This is a genomic window from Streptomyces sp. EDA2-14 (genome assembly GCF_054963755.1).
In genome coordinates this window covers 101,401-123,078 of sequence record NZ_JBUEGE010000015.1, presented here as the reverse complement: position 1 = coordinate 123,078, position 21,678 = coordinate 101,401, and the positions used below count along the sequence as shown (strand labels likewise).

At 71.8% G+C, this 21,678-nt stretch carries 19 protein-coding genes; 13 read left to right on the top strand and 6 right to left on the bottom strand.

The window, feature by feature from the left end; translation table 11 throughout:
* Window positions 1–79 precede the first annotated feature (79 nt).
* On the top strand, window positions 80–541 hold the full coding sequence (locus ACY34M_RS29595; RefSeq protein WP_462721390.1) for a MarR family winged helix-turn-helix transcriptional regulator: 462 nt from the start codon (window positions 80–82) through the stop codon (window positions 539–541).
* A gap of 228 nt (window positions 542–769) precedes the next feature.
* Window positions 770–1,924, top strand: coding sequence for an acyltransferase family protein (locus ACY34M_RS29590; protein WP_462721389.1), 1,155 nt, complete (start codon window positions 770–772; stop codon window positions 1,922–1,924).
* Window positions 1,925–2,011: 87 nt separating this feature from the next.
* Here ACY34M_RS29590 and ku read toward each other — a convergent pair whose 3' ends face one another.
* Window positions 2,012–3,019, bottom strand: a complete 1,008-nt coding sequence (gene ku / locus ACY34M_RS29585) for a non-homologous end joining protein Ku (protein ID WP_462721388.1) — start codon at window positions 3,017–3,019, stop codon at window positions 2,012–2,014.
* Between the two features lie 72 nt (window positions 3,020–3,091).
* On the opposite strand from ku, the gene ligD reads away from it, so the two are divergent.
* On the top strand, window positions 3,092–3,973 hold the full coding sequence (ligD, locus tag ACY34M_RS29580) for a non-homologous end-joining DNA ligase (protein ID WP_462721387.1): 882 nt from the start codon (window positions 3,092–3,094) through the stop codon (window positions 3,971–3,973).
* 252 nt (window positions 3,974–4,225) lie between these two features.
* Here the strand turns inward: ligD and ACY34M_RS29575 are convergent, their stop codons facing one another.
* The gene (locus ACY34M_RS29575; RefSeq protein WP_462721386.1) at window positions 4,226–5,029 is read right to left on the bottom strand and encodes a nuclease-related domain-containing protein; all 804 of its coding nucleotides are present in this window, start codon (window positions 5,027–5,029) and stop codon (window positions 4,226–4,228) included.
* A gap of 115 nt (window positions 5,030–5,144) precedes the next feature.
* Here ACY34M_RS29575 and ACY34M_RS29570 point away from each other — a divergent pair, with 115 nt between their 5' ends.
* The 5 genes from ACY34M_RS29570 (at window position 5,145) to ACY34M_RS29550 (ending at window position 10,488) form a co-directional block, all read left to right on the top strand.
* Window positions 5,145–5,825, top strand: coding sequence for a hypothetical protein (locus ACY34M_RS29570; RefSeq protein ID WP_462721385.1), 681 nt, complete (start codon window positions 5,145–5,147; stop codon window positions 5,823–5,825).
* On the top strand, window positions 5,822–7,105 hold the full coding sequence (locus ACY34M_RS29565; protein ID WP_462721384.1) for an ATP-binding protein: 1,284 nt from the start codon (window positions 5,822–5,824) through the stop codon (window positions 7,103–7,105). The genes ACY34M_RS29570 and ACY34M_RS29565 overlap by 4 nt, the downstream gene beginning before the upstream one ends.
* 101 nt (window positions 7,106–7,206) lie before the next feature.
* Window positions 7,207–7,557, top strand: a complete 351-nt coding sequence (locus tag ACY34M_RS29560; RefSeq protein ID WP_462721383.1) for an SH3 domain-containing protein — start codon at window positions 7,207–7,209, stop codon at window positions 7,555–7,557.
* A 40-nt stretch (window positions 7,558–7,597) separates the two neighbouring features.
* Window positions 7,598–9,019: an FtsW/RodA/SpoVE family cell cycle protein gene (locus ACY34M_RS29555; RefSeq protein ID WP_462721382.1), complete on the top strand. Its 1,422-nt coding sequence runs from the start codon at window positions 7,598–7,600 to the stop codon at window positions 9,017–9,019.
* A complete protein-coding gene (locus tag ACY34M_RS29550; RefSeq protein ID WP_462721381.1) occupies window positions 9,016–10,488 on the top strand; it encodes a peptidoglycan D,D-transpeptidase FtsI family protein in 1,473 nt (490 codons plus the stop codon). The genes ACY34M_RS29555 and ACY34M_RS29550 overlap by 4 nt, the downstream gene beginning before the upstream one ends.
* Window positions 10,489–10,506: 18 nt before the next feature.
* Here ACY34M_RS29550 and ACY34M_RS29545 read toward each other — a convergent pair whose 3' ends face one another.
* A complete protein-coding gene (locus ACY34M_RS29545; protein ID WP_462721380.1) occupies window positions 10,507–11,613 on the bottom strand; it encodes a ferritin-like domain-containing protein in 1,107 nt (368 codons plus the stop codon).
* A 158-nt stretch (window positions 11,614–11,771) separates the two neighbouring features.
* Here ACY34M_RS29545 and ACY34M_RS29540 point away from each other — a divergent pair, with 158 nt between their 5' ends.
* The 4 genes from ACY34M_RS29540 (at window position 11,772) to ACY34M_RS29525 (ending at window position 15,072) form a co-directional block, all read left to right on the top strand.
* Window positions 11,772–12,710 carry an AurF N-oxygenase family protein gene (locus ACY34M_RS29540; protein ID WP_462721379.1) on the top strand — a complete coding sequence of 313 codons (939 nt, stop codon included), beginning with the start codon at window positions 11,772–11,774 and terminating at the stop codon, window positions 12,708–12,710.
* Window positions 12,711–12,745: 35 nt separating this feature from the next.
* Window positions 12,746–13,471, top strand: coding sequence for a TetR/AcrR family transcriptional regulator (locus ACY34M_RS29535; RefSeq protein WP_462721378.1), 726 nt, complete (start codon window positions 12,746–12,748; stop codon window positions 13,469–13,471).
* Window positions 13,472–13,508: 37 nt separating this feature from the next.
* Window positions 13,509–13,787, top strand: a complete 279-nt coding sequence (locus ACY34M_RS29530) for a hypothetical protein (RefSeq protein WP_462721377.1) — start codon at window positions 13,509–13,511, stop codon at window positions 13,785–13,787.
* Window positions 13,788–13,923: 136 nt separating this feature from the next.
* Entirely contained in the window at window positions 13,924–15,072 is a 1,149-nt protein-coding gene (locus ACY34M_RS29525; protein ID WP_462721376.1) for a C40 family peptidase, read from the top strand.
* Here ACY34M_RS29525 and ACY34M_RS29520 read toward each other — a convergent pair.
* Window positions 15,061–19,497, bottom strand: coding sequence for a cation-translocating P-type ATPase (locus ACY34M_RS29520; RefSeq protein WP_462721375.1), 4,437 nt, complete (start codon window positions 19,495–19,497; stop codon window positions 15,061–15,063). The two genes, ACY34M_RS29525 and ACY34M_RS29520, sit on opposite strands and share 12 nt — an antisense overlap.
* Window positions 19,498–19,664: 167 nt before the next feature.
* Here ACY34M_RS29520 and ACY34M_RS29515 point away from each other — a divergent pair, with 167 nt between their 5' ends.
* Entirely contained in the window at window positions 19,665–20,084 is a 420-nt protein-coding gene (locus ACY34M_RS29515) for a hypothetical protein (protein WP_462721374.1), read from the top strand.
* Here the strand turns inward: ACY34M_RS29515 and ACY34M_RS29510 are convergent.
* Window positions 20,055–20,186 (bottom strand): hypothetical protein, encoded by a 132-nt coding sequence (locus ACY34M_RS29510; RefSeq protein WP_462721373.1) that lies wholly within the window; start codon window positions 20,184–20,186, stop codon window positions 20,055–20,057. The two genes, ACY34M_RS29515 and ACY34M_RS29510, sit on opposite strands and share 30 nt — an antisense overlap.
* A gap of 173 nt (window positions 20,187–20,359) precedes the next feature.
* Complete coding sequence (locus tag ACY34M_RS29505) at window positions 20,360–21,616, bottom strand: styrene monooxygenase/indole monooxygenase family protein (RefSeq protein ID WP_462721372.1); 1,257 nt, start codon at window positions 21,614–21,616, stop codon at window positions 20,360–20,362.
* Between the last annotated feature and the right edge of the window lie 62 nt (window positions 21,617–21,678).

The following is a 21,678-nucleotide window of genomic DNA, read 5'->3' as shown; positions in this document are numbered from 1 at the left end:
CGACCGGGGCATGCGGCAGACTGTCCGCGCACGCATCACCACCGCGAACCGAAGACGGACCGAAGACCCGGGAGACCCCATGACCCCCGCCCCCATCGACGCGCACGAGCCATGGATGCGCGGGCTGCACGCGGACACGGGCTATCTGCTGTACCGGCTCGGCCTGCGCTCGGGGCAGCTGTTCAACGCCTCGCTCCAGGAGTCGGGCCTGCGGCTGCGGCACTACGCGGTGCTGCGCTTTCTGGCCACGGGCGAGGGCGCGCCGCAGCGGGAGTTGAGCGCGCGGCTCGGCTACGACCCGAGCGCGATCGTGGGCCTGGTCGACGACCTGGAGAAGGCGTCGTTCGTCGAGCGGCGACCGGCCCCCGGCGACCGGCGCACCCGGATCGTCGTGCTCACGGACGCGGGGCGGGACTTCCTGCGCGGCACGGACGAGGCGGGACTGCGCGTGACGAGCGAACTGCTGGCGCCGCTGGACGCGGACGAGTGCGAGACGCTGCACGGACTGCTGCTGCGGGTCGCGGAGACCGAGCTCGGGTGACGAGCACTTTCGGCCGTTGTCGACTTCTCGCTACGGAGACCGGCACAGAACCGGTTTGAGTGATTGTCATTCCTGATCAGGACTGTGAGAGCCGCCACGCGGACCCGATCCAGGTTTACTCGTGCCCCACGGCATGACTACGGTTCGGTCGATGTCTCGCAGCCACTTGAACCTCACAAATCCAGGAAGATGCGTATCCGGTAGCCGGGGTTCCCAACGGGAGGGATCGTGAGCGAACCGGTACAGCTCGCGGCTCATCGCGCCCCGCTGCCCGATCAGCAGGACGCCGTCGCACAGCCAGCGAGTGCTCCACCCCGGAGACATGCGTCCTCCCCCGCGGCCGCCCCGACGAAGAAGTCGGGCAAGGCACGGGACGCGTTCTACGACAACGCCAAGTATTTGGCGATCGTCCTGGTCGCGATGGGCCATTCCTGGGAGCCGCTGCGTGACGGCAGTCGTGCGGCTTCTGCCCTTTACATCACGGTCTATACGTTCCACATGCCGGCGTTCATCGTGATCTCCGGCTACTTCTCGCGGTCGTTCGACGCGAGCCCCGGTCGGCTGAAGCGGCTGATCACGGGTGTGGCCGTGCCGTACGTGGTGTTCGAAGTCGTGTACACGCTCTTCAAGCGGTACGCGGGTGACGATCCGGGGTACGACTTCAGCCTCCTGGACCCCTGGTACCTCACCTGGTTCCTGGTGTCGCTCTTCGTGTGGCGGCTGAGCACCCCGATCTGGAAGACGATCCGCTGGCCGCTGCCGGTGGCGCTCGCCATCGCGGCGCTGGCCGCCGTCTCGCCCAGCATCGGCGACGACCTGGACATGCAGCGCCTGCTGCAGTTCCTGCCGTTCTTCGTGCTCGGCCTGTGCCTGAAGCCGGAGCACTTCCAGCTGGTGCGCCGCAAGGAGGCGCGGATCATCGCGGTGCCGGTGTTCGCGGGCGCCCTGCTGTTCGCGTACTGGGCGGCGCCGCGGATGACGGCCGCGTGGACGTACCACCGGGACAGCGCGCAGGAGTTGGGCGCACCGGGCTGGACCGGCATCGTCATGACGCTGGCCATGTTCGGCTGCTCGGTGATCCTCACCGCGTGCTTCTTCGCGTGGGTGCCGGGCCGCAAGATGTGGTTCACGGCGCTCGGCGCGGGCACCCTGTACGGCTACCTGCTGCACGGCTTCGTCGCCAAGGGCTCCCGCTTCTGGGACTGGTACGAGGTCAGCTGGGTGCACACCCCGTGGGGCGAGGTCGTGGTGACCGTGCTCGCGGCGAGCCTGATCACCGTGCTGTGCACGCCACCGGTCCAGCGGATGTTCCGGTTCGTGATGGAGCCGAAGATGGAGTGGGCGTTCAAGCGGGACGCCGCGAAGGTCGCGCGGGGGCGGTAGCCGCTTCTGTGTTCACCCGGCGACGGGTTGCGGTCCCGGGGCTCTGCCCCGGGCCCCGCTGCTCAACCGCCGCAGGGGCTTGAATGCTCAGGCCGACGTCTTCTTGCGAGGCGTCGGCTTCTTCTTTGCCGCGGTCGACTTCTTGGCCGCGGTGGTCTTCTTCGCCGATGTCGTCTTCTTGGCGGATGCGGTCTTCTTCGCGGGGGCCGACTTCTTGGCGGTGGACTTCTTCGCGGGCGTCTTCTTGGCGGTGGTCTTCTTCCTGTGGGACCGGGACGCGAGCTCCGTCACCTCGGCGACGTCGTCGCCCTCGTCCCGCGCCTTCTTGGCCGCTCGTACGCTGCTCTCCAGCGCCGACATGAGGTCGATGACCTTGCCGCCCCCGTCGTCCGACTTCTTGGGGGTTCCGGCCGGTTCGGTGCCGGAGGTCTTCGCCTCGATCATCTCCTCCACGGCGTCCCGGTAGTCGTCGTGCAGGGAGTCCAGGTCGACCTCGCCGAGCGTGTCCATGAGGGCGTCCGCCAGATCGAGTTCGGCGTCGCGCACCGTGACGTGGGAGTCGGGGGCGGCGTCCTCGGGGGCCCGGATCTCGTCCGGCCAGAGCAGCCCGTGCATCGCGATGACGTCGTCGACGACGCGCAGCATCCCGAGCCGCTCACGGCCGCGCAGCGCGAACTTGGCGATGGCCACCTTGTTGCTGCGCTTGAGCGCCTCGCGCAGGAGCGTGTACGGCTTGGCGGCCGGTACGCCGTTCACCTGGAGGTAGTACGCCGTGCCCATCTGGAGCGGGTCGATCCGTTCGGCCGGCACGAAGGCGACGATCTCGATGGTCTTGGCGGTGGGGATCGGGAGCTGGGCGAGGTCGTCCTCGGTGATCGGGACGATGGAGCCGTCGGCGTCCTCGTACCCCTTGCCGATCTCGTCGTTCGGGACTTCCTCGTCCTCCAGCTCGCACACCTTGCGGTAGCGGATGCGGCCGCCGTCCTCCAGGTGGATCTGGCGGAACGAGATCGAGTGGTTCTCGGTGGCGTTGACCAGCTTGATCGGGATGCTGACCAGGCCGAAGGAGATGGCGCCGTTCCATATGGAGCGCACGGTGGGCCTCCCGGTTCGCGCCAATGCACGACATAGCGGACAAAACGGGCTGGGATGCCAGAGTATTACCGTATGGCGCCCATCACAGAAGTGGAGGGGCGGCGGCTCACGCTCAGCAATCTGGAGAAGGTCCTGTATCCGGCCTCCGGGTTCACCAAGGGCGAGCTGCTGCACTACTACGCGACCGCCGCGCAGGCGCTGCTCGGCCATCTCCGCGACCGGCCCGTCTCCTTCCTGCGCTTTCCCGACGGGCCCGGGGGCCAGCGGTTCTTCGCCAAGAACGTGCCGCCGGGGACCCCCTCATGGGTGAGGACGGCGCGGGTGCCGCGCTCGGACGGGGCCTCCCGGCAGATCCTCGTGCAGGACCTTCCTACGTTGATGTGGGCGGCGAACCTGGTGACCGAGTTCCACGTCCCGCAGTGGCGGGCGGACGCGCCGGGGCTGGCCGACCGGCTCGTGTTCGACCTGGATCCCGGTGCGCCGGCCGATGTCGTGCAGTGCTGCGAGGTGGCGGTGTGGCTGCGGGAGCGGTTGGGGCGGGACGGGCTGGAGGCGTACGCGAAGACCTCCGGGTCCAAGGGGCTGCATCTGCTCGTGCCGCTGGTGCCGGTGGCGGCCGAGCGGGTGAGTGCGTACGCGAAGGGGCTGGCGCGGGAGGCGGAGGCGGCGCTGCCGGGGCTCGTGGTGCATCGGATGGCGCGGAGTCTGCGGCCCGGCAAGGTGTTCGTGGACCACAGCCAGAACTCCGCCGCGAAGACGACGGCGGTGGCCTACACGGTGCGGGCGCGGGAGGTGCCGATGGTGTCGGCGCCGGTGACGTGGGAGGAGGTGGAGGGGTGTACGGCCGCGGGTGACCTGGTGTTTCTTACGGAAGACGTCGTCCTGCGGCTGGAGCGGCACGGGGATCTGGCCGGGCCGCTTCTGACGCCCGGGCGGGCGGGGGCTTTGCCGTGAGCGGTTGCCGTCGCCGGTGGCGGGCTCGGCCGCGCCGGGGCCGGGGCCGGGGCCGTCCGTAGCGGTGCGCGGCACCGGGGTGCCGCCTTGCCCACCCTGCCGCCCAAGGCGGCAGATTGCCCAAGGCGAGGTGGCGACAGACTGCCCGAGGCGACGGCGGCACCGGGCTGCCCGAGGCGAGGTGCGGCAGCCCCGTGAGGCCGACGCCCCCCGGAGGGGGGTGGTGGGAGGTGGGCTCGGGGGTTGGACGGGTTACACCCTCGACCACGTGCCGCGGTCGCGGGCCATCATGTGGAGGGCCTCCACGTCCGCCGGTTTCAGTTGGCCGCCCGTTCGGGCGAGGGGTGGGAGTTGCTGGTCCGTGAACAGGTGGACGTCCCGCGGGGCCGCCGTCACCTCCACCGTCGACGGTTCCACCAGGACCAGGGCCGCCCGTACCTCCGCGGTGAGGGCGAAGGAGGCGCGGGAGGCGTCGGCGCGTACGCGGCGGAGCAGGGGCTCCGGTTCGGCGCGGCCCGTCGTCACCCAGGGGTCGTCGACCCGGACCCGTTGCTTGCGCGCGGGCAGCGTGTGCAGCGCGAAGAGGCCGCCGGGGCCGATCAGCAGGTGGTGGATGCGGGCCCCGCCGGGCAGCGGCACCGAGTGCAGCACCCGCCAGCCCACCCCCTCCAGGGCGTCGAGGACCTCGCCCACCCGTTCCTGCGCGGCGAGCGCCTTGCGCCGCGGGTCGGTGCGCAGCCTCCGCTGCGGTGCCGGGTCCCGGTCGAGGGAGACGACGAGCGCCTCGCCCGGCCGGTTCGGCGCGAGGTCGTCGTCGGGGTGGAGGGTGAGCCCGGCCATTTCGGCGGGGGTCGGCACCGGCGGCGGGCCGACCGTGACGCTGCCGACGATGAACGGGCGGAGCACGTCGAGCACGTCCCCGCCGCGCGTCTCGTTGAGCAGGTTCACCCGGCCCGCGTCCCGGTCGTACCAGGCGACATGGGTGCCGTCGTCCCCGCACACGTAGAGCCACTCCTGGCCGTGCCGCCAGGTCGGTATGACGCGCAGTCCGCTCATGCCCCATCACCCCACGACCATGGGAGCAGCAAGCCGTGCCGCAGGGCAAGAAGCCCGCAGGCCCGGCATGATGACCATCGCGACCCGTTCATCCCGGCAGGCAGGCAGGAGTGCAGTGACGTCAAGGCGCCTCGGCCGATCGGCCCTCGCGGTGCCCCTCGCCGCGCTGCTGTGCGCGTGCGCAGGCTGCGGGGACCAGGGCGGCCCGAAGAGCGCGGGCCCGACCCCGACGGCCGTGGGTCCCGAGCGGCTGTGGCCGGCGCTGCCGTCGGCGACCAAGGCCACCGACGACTACGGCGCCGGGGACACGGCCGTGGTCAAGGGCGTCGAGGTGCCCGGCGGGAAGCTGCGCGCGGTCGACCCGGTGACGATCGTCAAGGCCCGCGTCGCGTCCGCGCGGGACGAGTACAAGGACGTCGCGTCGGACGTCGCCGACTGCGGCAGGGGCGGCGGCGACGGCTGTCCCGTGCTCGACGCCTACTACCGGGACCTGACCGGCGACGGGCACGACGATCTGCTCGTCGCCGTCCGCGCCCCGCACCGTCAGGCGTACGTGCAGGCGTACACGTACCGCGACGGGAAACTGGTCCTGATCATGGACGACCGGGACGCGGTCATCAATGTGCACCTGGCAGGCCGGAACATCGTGGTGCGCGCCGCCGCCGACCTGTCCGGATACGAGTACCGCACGTCCTGGTCGTACGACAGCCACCAGAAGGCGATGCTGCCGACCCGCGACGAGATCCTGCGCACCGGGTCCTCGCGCTCCCCCGTGCCGTCGCCGGAGCGCTCATGAGTCCGCGCGCGCTCCGACTGCCCGCCTGGACCGCGTCGTTGACGTGGAAGGCGACCGTGTTCATCACCGTGATGTGCTGTGCGCTCGCCGCGCTGCTCGGCGTCCTCGTGCACGTCTCGGTCACCGATCAGACGACGGGCCAGGCCCGCGAACGCGCCCTCACCCTCCTGAAGTCCACCACCAAGCGGTACGAGGCCGGGGCCAGGCTCGCGCCAGGCGCGGGCCTCGATCCGCCGGGCCTGCCCGCCGAGTTGCGCGCCCTGGCCGCGCGCGGGCAGCGCGGCACCATGCTCACCGCGCACCGGGGACACCCGACGATGTGGGCGGCGGGACCGGCGGAGGCCGACCGCTCCGGCGGGCGGGCCCTCGCGGTGCGGGTCGACTTCACGCAGGGCAGGCGCACCATCGACGGGCTCGACGGGGCGATCTTCACCTCGTCCGTGCTCGCGATCGGGGCGACGCTGCTGGTCGGCGCGTTCGCGGTGACCCGTGTGACGCGGCGCCTGCACACGACGGCGCGGGTGGCGCGCAGGATCAGCGCGGGCGACATGGACGTACGCGTGGACGATCCCCGGACGAAGGATCCGGGGCGGCGCCAGGACGAGGTGGCCGACGTGGCGGGCGCCCTCGACAGCATGGCCGCTTCGCTGCGGGCCCGGATCCTCACCGAGCAGCGGTTCACGGCCGATGTCGCGCACGAGCTGCGCACTCCGCTGACCGGGTTGCACGCCGCCGCCGAGCTGCTGCCGCCGGGGCGGCCCACGGAGCTGGTCAGGGACCGGGTCGCCGCGCTGCGCACGCTCACCGAGGACCTGCTGGAGATCTCCCGGCTCGACGCGCGCAGCGAGCGCCTCGACCTGGACGAGACCTGGCTCGGCCCGGTGGCCGAGCGGGTGGTGCGCGCGTCCGGCACGGCCACGGAGGTCGATCTCGTGCGGGACGTCCGTGTGCTGACGGACCGTCGGCGGCTGGAGCGGGTCCTCGGCAATCTCGTGGCGAACGCGCACCGGCACGGCGCCCCGCCGGTCGTCCTGACGGTGGCGGGCCCGGTGATCACCGTGCGCGACCACGGCGCGGGCTATCCCGGCTATCTCGTGGAGCACGGACCGCAGCGGTTCCGCACCGACGGGGGCGCCCGCGGGCACGGGCTCGGGCTGACGATCGCGTTCGGGCAGGCCGAAGTCCTGGGCGCGCACCTGGAGTTCGGGAACGCGCCGGACGGCGGCGCGGTGGCGACGCTGACGCTGCCGTACGAGGGGGCCGACTCCGAGGAGTCGTAGCCGAGAGTGACCTTTTGCGTGCTCTCCGTGTCGCTTTTAGTGTGAAACCGGGCATTCAAGGCGCCCTGCATTCCTCACTCCCCCACCTCAGGAGGATTCGCATGTCCCTCTCCACGCGCCTCGGCATAGGCGTCGCCGCCGTCGCCACCCTCGTCGGCACCGCCGCCGTCCCCGCCGTCGCGAGCGGCGGCGCGCCCGGTTCCGGAGACAAGCCGCCGGTCTACAAGGGCCGCGTCATCGCCAAGTCCGGACTGCTGCTGCGCGACGCACCGACGCGCGGCGCGAAGGTCGTGCGCTCCGAGCCGTACCGTGCGATCGTCCCGATCTTCTGCAAGACCTCCGGCGACAGCGTCGACGGGAACTCGTACTGGTACCTGCTCACGGACGGCACGTGGGCGTGGGGTTCGGCGAAGTACATCGCGAACGTGGGTGCCGCGCCCCGCTGGTGCTGACATAACCCGTTATCCCCTATTTGCTTGCTACGTTCCCGGTATGACCGGATCAACGGGATCATCGGGAGCAGCGAGTTCATCGGGGAGAGCGGGAACGGCCGCCCCCTCCTCGGTGCCCGCCGTGCGCGTCCCCCGGCGCAGGGGCACCGAACTGGTCCTGCTCGTCCTGGCGGTACTGCTCAGCGTCTACGGATACATCGACGTCGGGCTCGCCAAGGACGGCAAGGTGCCGGGCGGGGCGGCCGCCTACGGCGCCGGGCTCGGGGCCCTCGCGCTCGTCGCGCACCTCGTCGTCCGGTTCCGCGCCCCGTACGCGGATCCGCTGGTGCTGCCGATCGCCGTGCTGCTCAACGGCCTCGGCCTGGTGCTGATCTGGCGGCTCGACCAGGAGACGCCGAGCGACCAGGCGGCACCCACGCAGCTGATCTGGTCGACGCTCGGCGTGGCCCTGTTCATCGTCACCGTGCTGTTCCTGCGCGACCACCGGGTGCTACAGAGATACGCGTACCTCAGCGTGGTCGCGGCCCTGGTCCTGATGATCCTGCCGATCTTCTTCCCCGCCGTGAACGGTGCCCGGATCTGGATCCGGATCGGCAGCTTCTCCATCCAGCCCGGCGAGTTCGCCAAGATCCTGCTCGCGATCTTCTTCGCCAGCTATCTCGCGGCCAACCGGCACGCCCTCGCGTACACCGGCAAGCGGATCTGGCGGTTCCAGCTGCCGACGATGCGGGTGTTCGCGCCGATCCTGGTGATCTGGCTGATGACCGTCGGCGTGCTGGTCCTGGAGACCGACCTCGGCACCTCCCTGCTCTTCTTCGGCCTGTTCGTGATCATGCTGTACGTGGCCTCGGGGCGCGGCAGCTGGATCGCCATCGGGCTCGTGCTCGCGGCCGCGGGCGCGGTCGTCGTGGCCTCGTTCGAACCGCATGTGCACAGCCGCGTCGAGGACTGGCTGCACCCCTTCGCCTCCATCGACGCGGGTCAGGGCGCAGGCCAGCTCGCGCAGTCGCTGTTCGCGTTCGCGGCGGGCGGCATGCTCGGCACGGGCCTCGGGCTCGGCCACTCCATCCTGATCGGCTTCGCCGCCAAATCGGACTTCATCCTGGCGACGGCCGGCGAGGAGCTGGGCCTCAGCGGGCTCACCGCGATCTTCCTGCTGTACGCGCTCCTCGTCGAGCGCGGCTACCGGGCGGGGCTCGCGCTGCGCGATCCGTTCGGCCGGCTGCTCTCCATCGGGCTCGCCTCGATCGTCGCGCTGCAGGTCTTCGTCATCGCGGGCGGCGTGATGGGCCTGATCCCGCTCACCGGCATGGCGATGCCGTTCCTCGCGCAGGGCGGTTCGTCGCTCGTCACCAACTGGATCATCGTCGCGATCGTCATCCGGGTCAGCGACCGGGCCCGGAGCCAGCTGCTGCCCGAGTCCGCCGGGACCGCCCCGGACCCCGTGGAGGGCGTCAAGTGACCAAGTACATCCGCCGGGCCTCGGTCTTCTGCCTGATCCTGCTGGTGGCGCTGCTCATCAACGCGGCCCGCATCCAGTTCTTCCAGGCCGACAAGCTCGACGGCAACTCGGCCAACCGCCGCTCCACGATCGAGCGGTACGGGCAGCCGCGCGGCGACATCCTCGTCCAGGGAGAGTCCGTCACCGGCTCCAAGGACACCGGGGAGTCGCTGCGCTACGAGCGGACGTACAAGAACGGGCCGCTCTACGCCCCCGTCACCGGCTACGCCTCGCAGACGTACGGGACGACGTTCGTGGAGAGCGCCGAGGACGACATCCTCTCCGGCACCGACCCCATGCTGTCCCCCGTCCCGTTCTGGAACGAGATCTCGCGCGCCCAGGAGCCCGGCGGCAACGTCAGGACCACCATCAACGCCCGCGCGCAGCAGGCCGCGTACTCCGGGCTCGGCGGCAAGAAGGGCGCGGTCGCGGCGATCGACCCGTCGACCGGCAAGATCCTGGCGCTGGTCTCCACCCCCTCGTACGACCCCGGAACGATCGCGGGCACCGGAACCTCGGCGACCGACGCCTGGTCCAGGCTGAACGCGGCCGACGACCAGCCGATGCTCAACCGGGCGCTGCGCCAGACGTATCCGCCGGGCTCCACGTTCAAGGTGGTCACGGCCGCCGCGATCCTGGAGAACAGCGTGGTGAACGGCATCGACTCCGCGACCGACACCCCGTCGCCCTACACCCTGCCCGGCACGACGACGCAGCTGACGAACGAGTCCTCGTCGGCCGCCTGCAAGGACGCGACGCTGGAGTATGCGCTGCGGGTCTCCTGCAACACCGTGTTCGCCAACCTCGGGGTGAAGACCGGGCTCTCGGACATGGTGAAGATGTCGGAGAACTTCGGCTTCAACGACAGCGGCATCAACGTCCCGATGACGGCCGCGAAGTCGAACTTCGACACCGACATGAACGACGCGCAGCTCGCGCTCTCCTCGATCGGCCAGTACGACACCGCCGCCACGCCGCTGCAGATGGCGATGGTCTCCTCGGCCGTCGCCAACGGCGGCGCCCTGATGAAGCCGCACCTCGTCGACAGGACCACGGACAGCGAGGGCGACACGGTCTCGGAGACCGGCAACGACACCTACAAGCAGGTCATGTCCCCGTACACGGCGACGCAGGTGCAGTCGATGATGGAGGACGTGGTCTCCGAGGGCACGGGCACCGGGGCGCGGATCTCCGGCGCGACCGTCGGCGGCAAGACCGGCACCGCGCAGCACGGCGAGAACAACGAGGGCACTCCGTACGCCTGGTTCATCTCCTACGCCAAGGAGAAGAACGCGGCCACGCCGAAGGTCGCGGTGGCGGTGGTCGTGGAGGACGCCTCCGCGAATCGTGACGACATCAGTGGCGGGGGCAGCGCGGCGCCGATCGCGAAGTCGGTGATGGAGGCGGTGCTGGACTCGTCGGACGGTTGAGCCGAAGCGGGGGCGCGGTCACGTTGATTTACCCGCCTCCACGGCCTCCGCCACCTCCGCCACCCGTTCCTGCTCCTCCGTCGCGAAGCGTTCCGCGTCGAGTTTTTCGGCGATCTCCTCGTCCTGGGCCATGAGCTGGTCGAGGTTGGAGTTGCCCATGTCGAAGACGCCCATGTCGACGTAGGCCTGCTGGAGGCGCTTGCCCCACAGGCCGATGTCCTTGACGCACGGGACGATCCGCGAGAACAGCAGCTGGCGGAACATGGCCAGGAATTCGGACTGCTCCGTGTACTTCTCGGCGTCGGCCTTGGGGATGCCGAAGTTCTCCAGCACTTCGAGGCCGCGCAGCCGGTCGCGCATCAGGTAGCAGCCCTCGATGACGAAGTCCTCGCGCTCGCGCAGTTCGGCCTCGGTGAGCTGCTTGTAGTAGTCGCGCAGCGCCATCCGCCCGAAGGCCACGTGCCGGGCCTCGTCCTGCATCACGTACGCGAGGATCTGCTTGGGCAGCGGCTTGTCGGTGGTGTCGCGGAGCAGGCCGAAGGCGGCGAGGGCGAGGCCCTCGATGAGCACCTGCATGCCCAGGTAGGGCATGTCCCAGCGGGAGTCGCGGAGCGTGTCGCCGAGCAGGGCCTGGAGGTTGTCGTTGATCGGGTACAGCATGCCGATCTTCTCGTGCAGGAAGCGGCCGTAGATCTCCGCGTGCCGCGCCTCGTCCATGGTCTGGGTCGCCGAGTAGAACTTGGCGTCGAGGTCGGGCACGGACTCCACGATGCGCGCGGCGCACACCATCGCGCCCTGCTCGCCGTGCAGGAACTGGCTGAACTGCCAGGAGGCGGAGTGCTTGCGCAGCTCGGCCTTGTCCTTGTCGGTCATCTTCGCCCAGTAGGGCGTGTTGTAGAGGGCCAGCACGTCGTCGGGGGTGCCGAGCGGGTCGTACGGATCGACTTCGAGGTCCCAGTCGATGCGCTTGGCGCCGTCCCACTGCTTGTCCTTGCCCTTTTGGTAGAGGGAGAGGAGGCGGTCGCGCCCATCGTCGTATTCCCAGCTGAGTCGGGCCGAACTGGCGGACGGTACTTGCCAGTTGGACCCTTCCGGGGCCTTGGTGTACAGCTCATGCGTCGCCATGTTGGCAGGCTCACACGGTGGTAGACGCGGGGTCAACAAGTCGTGCGCAAGGGATTGACGGGCTTGCTGACGCGCAGTCTCATAAGAGTGGAGGCGGCGTGACCGCCGGTAACCGGCGTCCGCCCGATGCACACCCGTACGACGAGGTGGGGACAGCCATGACGACCATGACGGAAGCCGACGCGCTGGCGGGACTGCGCGACGCGCTCGGTCTGCTCAAGGACCGGGAGCAGGTGGCCGAGCGGCTGCTCGACTCTTCCGCCAAGCACTCCTTCGACCCGGACAAGGAGCTGGACTGGGACGCTCCCTTCGAAGAGGGCAAGTGGTTCTGGCCGCCCGAGCTGGTGTCCCTGTACGACACCCCGCTGTGGAAGCGGATGGGCGAGGAACAGCGGATCCTGCTGTCGCAGCACGAGGCGGCGGCCCTGGCCTCGCTGGGCATCTGGTTCGAACTGATCCTGATGCAGCTCCTGGTCCGGCACGTCTACGACAAGGCGGCGACGAGCGCGCACGTGCGCTACGCGCTCACCGAGATCGAGGACGAGTGCCGGCACTCGAAGATGTTCGCCCGCCTCATCACGCGCGGCGGCACCCCGCACTACCCGGTCGCGCCCGTCCACCACAATCTGGGCCGCCTCTTCAAGACGGTCTCGACGACCCCCGGCTCGTTCACGGCGACGCTGCTCGGCGAGGAGATCCTCGACTGGATGCAGCGCCTGACCTTCCCCGACGAGCGCGTGCAGACGCTGATCCGCGGCGTGACGCGCATCCACGTCGTGGAGGAGGCACGCCATGTCCGGTACGCGCGAGAGGAGTTGCGCCGCCAGATGATGACGGCGCCGCGCTGGTCGCAGGAGTTCACGCGCCTCACCTCGGGCGAGTTCGCCCGCGTCTTCTCGGTGGCGTTCATCAACCCGCAGGTGTACGAGAACGTGGGCCTGAACAAGAAGGAGGCCATGGCCCAGGTCAAGGCCAGCGGCCACCGCCGCGAGGTCATGCAGACCGGGGCCAAGCGCCTGACCGACTTCCTCGACGACATCGGCGTGCTGCGCGGCATCGGCCGGCAGATGTGGCGATCCTCGGGACTTCTGGCCTAGACGGTGGACATGGCGTGCCGGTTACGCTTCGAAGCATGACGTCGGCAACCGGCACGCCCGCCTACAAACGGCTCAGCGTCGAGGAGCGGCGGGCCCAGCTGCTCGAATCGGCGCTGTCGCTGTTCGCGCACCGGGCGCCGGAGGAGGTCTCGCTCGACGACGTGGCGGAGGTCGCGGGGGTCTCCCGGCCCCTCGTCTACCGGTACTTCCCGGGCGGCAAGCAGCAGCTGTACGAGGCCGCGCTGCGCTCCGCCGCCGACGACCTGGAGCAGTGCTTCGCGGAGCCGCCCGAGGGCCCGCTCACCGCGCGCCTCACCCGCGCGCTCGACCGCTACCTGGGCTTCGTCGACCAGCACGACATGGGCTTCGCGGCGCTGCTCCAGGGCGGCAGCGTGGTGGAGACCTCCCGTACGACGGCGATCGTGGACGGGGTGCGGCGGGCCGCTGCCGAGCACATCCTCAGCCACCTCGGCCAGGACGCGCCGGGGCCGCGCCTGCGGATGACCGTCCGCATGTGGATCACCGCGGTGGAGGCGGCCTCCCTGATCTGGCTCGACGAGGACAAGCAGCCGCCGCTGGACGAGCTGCGGGACGGGCTCGTCGAGCAGTTCATGGCGGTCCTCACGGCGACGGCGGGCCGGGACCCGCAGACCGCGGAAGTGGTGCGGTACGCGCTGGCGCTGGAGTCGCCGGAGGGGCCGGTGGGGGAACTGGCGCGCAGGGTGCTGCCGGTGGTCGCCGGGGCGGGACATCTGCTGTGAGTGAGGGCCGGGCGCCGGCCTGCGTGACACTGGTGGCGTGAAGAGCGAAGACATCCCCTTTGTGGGCGGCCCCCTCGACGGGCGGACCCTGCCGGTACTGGTGACCGCCACCGGGAACCCGCCGAAGGTCTACCGGGTTCCGGTGCCGGACGCCGAGGGCGGCCCGGACACCGTGCTCGTCTACGTACGGGAGGCGGTGCCCGGCAGGAAGGGGGTGCGGCTCGTGGCCAAGTGGCGGTACGCGTTCGCGCCCGACGGGAAGGTCGAGCGGGCGGTCACGTGGCCCTGGTCGAGGAACCGGTCGCCCGAGGCGTAAAGCGGACGCGCCGGGCGGGCACCGGACGGGTGGTCCGGTTGGGCCGAAGCGAGCAGCCCGGCGCGTGGGCGGGCCGCCCGTCTGTTCATGTTCACGGTGCGGGGCACAGGGGTTGGCCCGCACCGGAGGTGATCAGGTGTCAGGCAGGCTTGTGCGGTGGGTGTGCACGGTGGCCGTCACGGGGGCGCTGCTCGCACCGCTGCCCGCGAGCGCGGCTCCGTACCCGGAGCCGGAGGACGGTGGGACCGGCTCCGTCGCCGACCTCCTCACGGACCTCCAGCGCCTGTACCAGGACGCCGAGGCGGCCACCGAGACGTACAACGCGACGGCGGAGGCCCTCAAGGACCGCCGGAGGACGGCCGACGACCTCGCGAAGAAGCTGGCCGCGGCGCGCTCCTCGCTGCACAGCAGCCGGACCGACGCCGGGCGGCTCGCGCGCGACCAGTACCAGGGGCGCAGCGACTTCTCCCCGTATCTGCGCCTGCTCCTCGCCCGCGACCCCCAGCAGGCGCTCGACGAGGGCCACGTCATGCGGCGGGCGGCGCGCGAGCAGAAGGCCACCGTGGACCGGCTCACGGGCCGGGAGAAGAAGGCGGACGCGCTGGCGACGAAGGCGCGGGCCGCACTGGACGATCAACTTCGGCTCGCGGAGCGGCAGAAGAAGGACCGCGACAAGGTACGCGGCCACCTCAAGGAGGTCGAGCAGCTGCTCTCCTCGCTCACGGCCGACCAGCTCGCGGACGTGGCCCGCCTGGAGGCGCAGGGCACATCACGTGCCCAACGGGCGTTCATGGCGTCCGGAGCGCTCAGCTCGACCGGAAAGGCGCCGTCGGAGGCGGGCGACAAGGCGCTCTCCTATGCCGTCCGCCAGATCGGCAAACCGTACGTCTGGGGTGCGGAGGGGCCGGACTCCTTCGACTGCTCCGGTCTCACGTCGCAGGCGTGGGCCCATGCGGGGCGGGCCGTCCCGCGCACGTCGCAGGAGCAGTGGGCTTCGCTGCCGCGGATCCCCCTGTCGGAGCTGCGCCCCGGCGACCTGGTCGTCTACTTCCCCAAGGCCACGCACGTGGCGATCTACCTGGGCGACGGCATGGTGGTCCAGGCCCCGCGCCCCGGCGCCGACGTCAAGGTCTCCCCCATCGCGGCGAACCCCCTGCTGGGCGCCGTCCGGCCGGATCCGGGAGCGCCGCAGATGTCGGGGTACCGGGCGCCGGCGCTGCCGGAGGGGGCGATGGACGGGGGCGATACGGGGTACGGCGCGGCCGGGGCTCCTTCAGGACGGTAGCGGGGCCGCGGTCAGGGCCGGTCGGCTCGCTCGCCCCACGGCGGGGTCGGGGAACAGGACCGAGGCCAGCGTTCCCCCCGCGGCAGCGAGCACGGCCATGGCCCACGCGAACGGGCCGAGCGGTGTGCAACCGAAGAAGTGGCTGACCCCCGGGGTCTGCACCACGGCGGCCAGCGCGGCCGCCGACCCCACGACGGCCGCGAGGACCGTCGCACTGCGGGGCGCGGTCAGCAGGGTCTGCCCCAGTTGCGCGCCGACGAGGGCGAGCAGGGCGACGGTGCGGGCCCGGGCCGGGCGGCCGGTGACGCGGGCCACGAGCCATCCCGCGAGGGCGGCGAGCGCGGTGGCGCCCGCACGCACTCCGGTCTCCTGCGCCAGGGCGGCGCCCAGCGAGATCTCGGGGCCCTCCTTGAGCGGTCCTGACGTCAGGACACCGCCCGGGTCGCGGGTGGCCACCGCCACCGCTGGGGCGAGGTCGGTGAACAGGTTCACCAGGAGCAACTGCCGTGCGGTGAGCGGGGACTGGCCGGTGAGCGCCGCGGCCGACACGGCGAACGCGATCTCCCCCAGGTTGCCGCCCACGAGGATCGCCAGCGCCTGACGCACCGTCACCCACAGGGCGCGCCCCTCGATCAGGGTCGCCAGGACCGGTTCGAGGCGGCTGTTGGTCACCACGAGGTCGGCCGCCGCCCGGGCAGCGGGGGTGCTGCCGCCGCCGAAGGCGATGCCGACGTCGGCCAGGCGGATGGCGGGCGCGTCGTTGGCGCCGTCCCCGGTCATGGCCACCGTGCGCCCCATGCTCTGGAAGGCCTGCACGACCCGGACCTTGTGGTGCGGTGTGGCGCGGGCGACGACGCCGACCGTGGGCAGGATCTCGGCGAGCTTGGCGTCGTCGAGGTTGTCGAGTTCGGCGCCGCTGACGACGTGGTGCCCGTTGACCAGGCCCAGTTCCCGGGCGATCGCCTCGGCGGTGTCGGGGTGGTCACCGGTGATCATCACGATGTGCACGCCCGCGTCCGTGAGCCGCTCGATCGGCGCGACGGCGCTCCCGCGCACCTGGTCCGTCAGGGCCAGGAAGCCGAGGAAGTCCAGGCCGCTCACGTCCTCGTCGGTCAGCTCGGCGCCGTCCGGCAACGAACCGGTCCCGACGGCCTCCCGCCGCTCGGCGACCGCGAGGACGCGGTGCCCGGCCGCGGCCAGCTCCTCCCCTTCGGCCAGCACCGCCCGCCGGCCGGCCCGGTCCAGGGCGCTGCCGTCCCGGTGGGTGCAGCGGTCCACGACCTCCTCGGGCGCCCCCTTCACGGACAGCACGACCCCCGCCTTGCCGCGGCCCAGCGCCGCGTGGAAGCCGCGGCTCGGCTCGAACGGAAGGGAAGCGGTGGCCTTCCAGCCGGGCGCCCCCGTGTCCCTGCGCACCCCCTGCTCGCGCAGGGCCGCCGAGACGGCCTGGTCGGTGACATGGGCCAGGCGGCGGCTGCCGCGGGCCCGCGGCGTGGCCCGCAGCGCGGCGCCGAGGACGGCCCGGTGCTGCGGTTCCCGGCTGTCCAGCGGGAAGGTGTCGCCCCGGGCGTGGACGGATTCGAGTGCGAGACGCCCGTGGGTGAGCGTGCCCGTCTTGTCGAAGCACAGGACGTCGGTGCGTCCCGCCGCCTCGATGGTGCGGGCGTCGCGCACGAAGACACCGTGCTCGGCGAGCCGCCGCGCGGCGGCGAGCTGTGCGGCCGTGACGAGGAACGGCAGCCCCTCCGGGACACTGGCCACGGCGAGACCCACGGCCGCGCCGATGGTCTCCCGGACCGGGCGGCCGCGGAACAGCCCGGCCGCCACCACGGCACCCGCCGAGGCGAGCGCAGCGGGGAGCGCGGCCCTGGTGATCCGGGCGAGGCGGCGCTCCACTCCGGTCTGCGGGGCCTCGTCGTCGACGCCCCCGGTGCCGCGCCGCGCTTCGGTGGCCTCGCCGGTGGCGACGACGACGGCGCGGGCGTGCCCCGCCGCGAGCGTCGTGCCCTCGTAGACCATGGACGTGCGCTCGGCGGGATACCGGGCGAGGACCGGGGCGGCGGACTTGGCCACCGGGAGCGACTCGCCGGTCAGCGACGACTCGTCGGCCTCCACCCCGTCGGCCGTGAGCAGCCGGCAGTCCGCGGGGACCGCGTCGCCCGCGTGCAGGACCACGACGTCCCCCACCACCAGTCGCTCCGCGGACAGTTCCGTCTCCTCGCCGTCGCGCACGACCCGGGCGGGGATCACCGTGCGGTGGTACAGCCGCGCCGCCGTCCGGTCGGCGAGAAAGCGCTGGACCCCGCCGATCAGGCCGGACACCCCGGTGACGGCCAGGATCATCGACGCGTCGAGGACCGCGCCCACGGCGGCGGACAGCGCGGCCCCGCCGACGAGGACCGGCGTGAGCGGATTGGCCGTCTCGGTGACGAACGCCCTCGCGAGGGACGGGCGCGGGGCCGCGCGCTCGGGCGGCCGTGGGCGCTCGCGCGCCTGATCCGACGTCAGCCCGTCCGCGCTGCCCTCTGTCCTGGCCAGCACCGTGTCCGGGTCCATCGCGTGCCAGGGGTGGCGCACCGTACGCGCCGGCACGGGCTGCGCCAGCGACCGGGCCGCGCACCACACCCCCACGGCCAGGCCGACCGCCGCGGCCCCGTTGACGGTCATCAGGAAGCGGGCGATCGGCCGGCGCGCGGTCTGCACCGCGGACATCGCCACCCCGAGTCCAGCTGATGTCTGGGCGAGCCGCACACCCCAGCCCGACACGGACCGCGCCGACGCGCACGCCGCCAGCAGCACGGCCGCCTGCCCGGGATCCGCGTCGAGGTGGACGTCGGCGCCCCACGGCAGTTCGTCGGCGTGCGCGGCGACCCCGATCCCCACGTCCGCGGCGGCCAGCGCGTCCCGTCGCCGGGACAGCAACAGCACGCCCGAGCCGTCCCGTTGGGCCGCGCGCACGGCGTCGGTCAGGTGCTCGCCGCCCTCGACGACCCGGTCGCCGCCCGGCACGCCGGGCAGCCCCGAGTCGGCCCGGGTGGTCAGTACCGTGAGTCCGGCGCGGCGCGCCACGGCGACGAGTGCGCCCGACGCCTCGTCCACTTCCGAGACCGCCCCGACCAGAGCGAGCAGCCGGTCGCCCCGCACCAGACCGAGTACCTGGCGTGCGCCGCCCTCCTCCAGCCGCGTGCGGGCATCGGTGTAGGCCGCGTACGTCTCCGTGTGCGCCGGGTCCGGCCGGGGGCAGCGGTCCACCGCGTCGAGCCGCCACGGTCCGTCCTCGTGCGCCTGGTCCGGCCGCCGCGGGTCGAACAACCGGTACGCGACGGCGGTCGACTCCCCCACGTCGTCGTCTTCGTCGAGGAGACACAGATCGGTGAGGAGATGATCACCCGTCAGAAGGGCGTCGGTGTCGAGGAGCGCGACGTCCACGCGGTCGAGCCGCCGCAGCGCCTCGACGTCGCCGACGATCAGCCCGCGCCGGGCAAGACCCCGGCCCAGCGTGCAGGCGAAGGCCTCGCGGGCCAGCCAGGACGCCTTCGGGATCACCGACACGGCGGCTCCCATGGCGTGCAGGGGCCGGCCGGTCAGCGCCACCGCCCCGGCGAAGGAGGCGGCCGCCACCGTCTCCGCGCGGTCGGCGTACCGCTCCACGGGACCGGTGCGCAGCGGCACCTCACGGGGTGCGTGCCGGATGTCCGGGGCCGCGAACCGCTCCGCCGTGCCCGTGAGCCGGTGCTCCGCCGTCCGCCACGCGGACTGGTGGGCGAGCAGTTCCATCAGGCGCAGGGCATGGCGGACGGCGTCCACGCCGAGGCCGGGGCCGATCCCGGAGCCCGCGTTGACGACCGCGCTGAGCAGGGCCCGGGCCATCTCGGTGTCGTCGACGCCGAGGACGCGCTCCACCGAGCGGCGCAGCCGGGGCTGGGAGTCCAGGGCGCTCACCACCGAGGCCACCGCCGCGGGAACCGGGGTGCGGCCCGCCAGTTGGACCACGACGGCCACCGGCAGAGCGGCCAGGTGAGCGGCGAGCACGAGGCGGGCCCGCCGCGGCGGCACGGGGGACAGCGGATGTCCGGGCAGGTCCCCTGCGGCGGCGTACTCGCTCTCCAGCGCCTCGACCGCGTCGACCAGCGCCGCGACCGTGCTCTCCTCGATGGTCCCGCCGCCTTCGCCGTCGGCTCCGTCGGCCTCGGCGACGACGTGGCCCAGATGGCTGTTGACCGCCGCCCAGCGGACTCCCGGCACGGCGGCGAGCCGCTGCTCGTACATGGCGGCGAGGTCGGTGCCCCGGGGCCCCTGCAAGCCGCGCACCGCGATGTGCGCCCGCGGCCCGTGGATGTGGACGCGGGAGTCGTCCGACTCCCGCAGGCCCGCGAAGAGCGGCCCGACCAGCGCGGACAACCGGGCGATTCCCAGATCCCACATCGTGCGGCCCCACCTTCCGAGAGGGGGGTATCCTCCCGCACAACCGGCCCCCGGGCACGGTCGCATTCCGGTCTTCCGGCAGGGCCGCATCGCGAACCGGAAGGCGGGTGTGGCCGGGGCCGGCAGGGGTACGCACAGCACTCTCAGGCAACGAGACAGGAGCAGCCATGCCCAGTCCAGCCAAGAGCAAGCAGGAGAGCGCCGGGGCGAAGCGGGCCTCGGCGGCCGAGAAGTCCGAGCGGATCGAGACCCACGAGCACGAGAGCGAGCAGCACCTGGCGGTCCACACGCTGGACGCCAAGCTGCCCATCCCGTACTTCACCCCGGGCGACCTGGCGAACAACACGCGGACCGTCACCGGTTGGCTGCCATCGGCACCGCCCGCGAAGGACGTGGTCTACTACGGCGGCCTCGGCGCCCTCGCGGTGGCCGGAGCCCTCGAATGGCCGGTGGCCCTGGCGGTCGCCGGAGCGACCTGGGTGATCCGGAGCAGGCGAGGGGAACCGGCGGCCGGACCGGAAGGCGCGCACGGGACGGCACAGGAACCGGAAGAAATGTCAGGCGGTCGCGGTACCGGCCTGTCGTGACCGCGTGTACGCCGCGTACAGCTCGTACACGAGCCGGGAGACGACCGCCTCGACGAGTACGAGACCGACCTTCACCAACAGGGCCTGCACAAAACTGGCCATGGGAACCACCCTCCTGCTCACCGGACTTCACCGGTCCGGCCTTCGCTTCGTGCGGCTGCTCTACCCGCCGGAAACGGAGCGCGGGCAACGGCCGGGCGAAGTCCCGGTGATGCGGAGATGACGTCACGGCGCCGGCCGTGGGCCGTCTCGGGACGGCCCACGGCCGGTGGAGGTCAGGCGCCCGTGAGCGAGGACAGGTACGCGTCCGTCTTCTCGGGCTCGTAGAAGAAGTTCTCGAAGTCCGACGGGTCGTTGAAGCCGTTCGCGAAGCGGTCGGCCACCGGCTGGAGCTGCCCGCCCGCACCGATCAGGTTGAGCACGTGCTCCGGCGGAGCCTGCAGCATCGTGTTCGTCCACTTCGTGACGTGCTGCGCCGTCTCCCAGTACCGGTCGAACGCCGACTGCATCCACTCCTCGTCGAACGGCTTGTCACCGTGCTCGACGATCGACGCGAGGTACGACGCCGCGCACTTGGAGGCCGAGTTGGAGCCCTGGCCGGTGATCGGGTCGTTGGCGACGACGACGTCGGCGACGCCCAGGACCGCACCGCCGGAGGGCAGCCGGCCGATGGGGTTGCGCACGGTCGGGGCGTAGCGCCCGGCCAGCGTGCCGTTGGCGTCGGTCAGTTCGACCTTCGTGGCGCGCGCGTACTCCCAGGGCGTGAACTTCTCCATCAGCTCCAGCGTCAGCGCGAGGTGCTCGGAGGGGTCCTTGACGCCCTTGAAGGCGTCGAGCGGTCCGCCGGGGATGCCCTCCCAGAAGAGGATGTCGGCGCGGCCGGAGGTGGTGAGCGTGGGCATCACGAAGAGCTCGCCGACGCCGGGCACGAGGTTGCAGCGCACCGCGTCGAAGTCCGGGTGCTCGGGGCGCACGCCCATGCCGTGCACGTAGGCGACGGCGAGGGCCCGCTGCGGCTCGGTGTACGGGGACTTGGCGGCGTCACGACCGAACATCGAGACCAGCTCGCCCTTGCCGGCCGAGACGAGCACCAGGTCGTACGTGCGGGAGAAGTAGTCGAGGTCGGAGACCGCCGCACCGTGGATGACGAGCTGCCCGCCGCGCTGCGCGAACGTCTCCATCCAGCCGGCCATCTTCACGCGCTGGTCGACGGACTGGGCGTAGCCGTCCAGCTTGCCGACCCAGTCGATGGCGCGCTGGGTGGGACCCGGGTCGTGCGAACCGGGCGCGGCGACGGAGACGCCGAGGCCCTCGATCCGCGGGGCCTGCGACTCCCAGAAGTTGAGCTGCAGGTCGCGCTCGTGCTGGAGCGCCGTGTGGAACATGCACTGCGTCGACATGACCCGTCCGGAACGGACCTCGTCGGCGGTGCGGTTGGACATCAGGGTGACCTCGTACCCCTGCGTCTGCAGGCCGAGGGCGAGCTGGAGGCCGGACTGGCCGGCTCCCACGACGAGTATCTTCCGCGACATATGAGACTGCCTTAACTGCCGTAACTAATGTGTGGGGGGCGGGGCTTGACCACTATGCGGGC

What these genes read in the sequence shown, in the direction of transcription:
- ACY34M_RS29595 (WP_462721390.1), top strand. Translation starts at nt 80, where the DNA reads ATGACCCCCGCCCCCATCGACGCGCACGAGCCATGGATGCGCGGGCTG.
- ligD (WP_462721387.1), top strand. Translation starts at nt 3,092, where the DNA reads ATGGCGCCCATCACAGAAGTGGAGGGGCGGCGGCTCACGCTCAGCAAT.
- ACY34M_RS29575 (WP_462721386.1), bottom strand. Translation starts at nt 5,029, where the DNA reads ATGAGCGGACTGCGCGTCATACCGACCTGGCGGCACGGCCAGGAGTGG.
- ACY34M_RS29565 (WP_462721384.1), top strand. Translation starts at nt 5,822, where the DNA reads ATGAGTCCGCGCGCGCTCCGACTGCCCGCCTGGACCGCGTCGTTGACG.
- ACY34M_RS29560 (WP_462721383.1), top strand. Translation starts at nt 7,207, where the DNA reads ATGTCCCTCTCCACGCGCCTCGGCATAGGCGTCGCCGCCGTCGCCACC.
- ACY34M_RS29555 (WP_462721382.1), top strand. Translation starts at nt 7,598, where the DNA reads ATGACCGGATCAACGGGATCATCGGGAGCAGCGAGTTCATCGGGGAGA.
- ACY34M_RS29545 (WP_462721380.1), bottom strand. Translation starts at nt 11,613, where the DNA reads ATGGCGACGCATGAGCTGTACACCAAGGCCCCGGAAGGGTCCAACTGG.
- ACY34M_RS29540 (WP_462721379.1), top strand. Translation starts at nt 11,772, where the DNA reads ATGACGACCATGACGGAAGCCGACGCGCTGGCGGGACTGCGCGACGCG.
- ACY34M_RS29535 (WP_462721378.1), top strand. Translation starts at nt 12,746, where the DNA reads ATGACGTCGGCAACCGGCACGCCCGCCTACAAACGGCTCAGCGTCGAG.
- ACY34M_RS29520 (WP_462721375.1), bottom strand. Translation starts at nt 19,497, where the DNA reads ATGTGGGATCTGGGAATCGCCCGGTTGTCCGCGCTGGTCGGGCCGCTC.
- ACY34M_RS29515 (WP_462721374.1), top strand. Translation starts at nt 19,665, where the DNA reads ATGCCCAGTCCAGCCAAGAGCAAGCAGGAGAGCGCCGGGGCGAAGCGG.
- ACY34M_RS29510 (WP_462721373.1), bottom strand. Translation starts at nt 20,186, where the DNA reads ATGGCCAGTTTTGTGCAGGCCCTGTTGGTGAAGGTCGGTCTCGTACTC.
- ACY34M_RS29505 (WP_462721372.1), bottom strand. Translation starts at nt 21,616, where the DNA reads ATGTCGCGGAAGATACTCGTCGTGGGAGCCGGCCAGTCCGGCCTCCAG.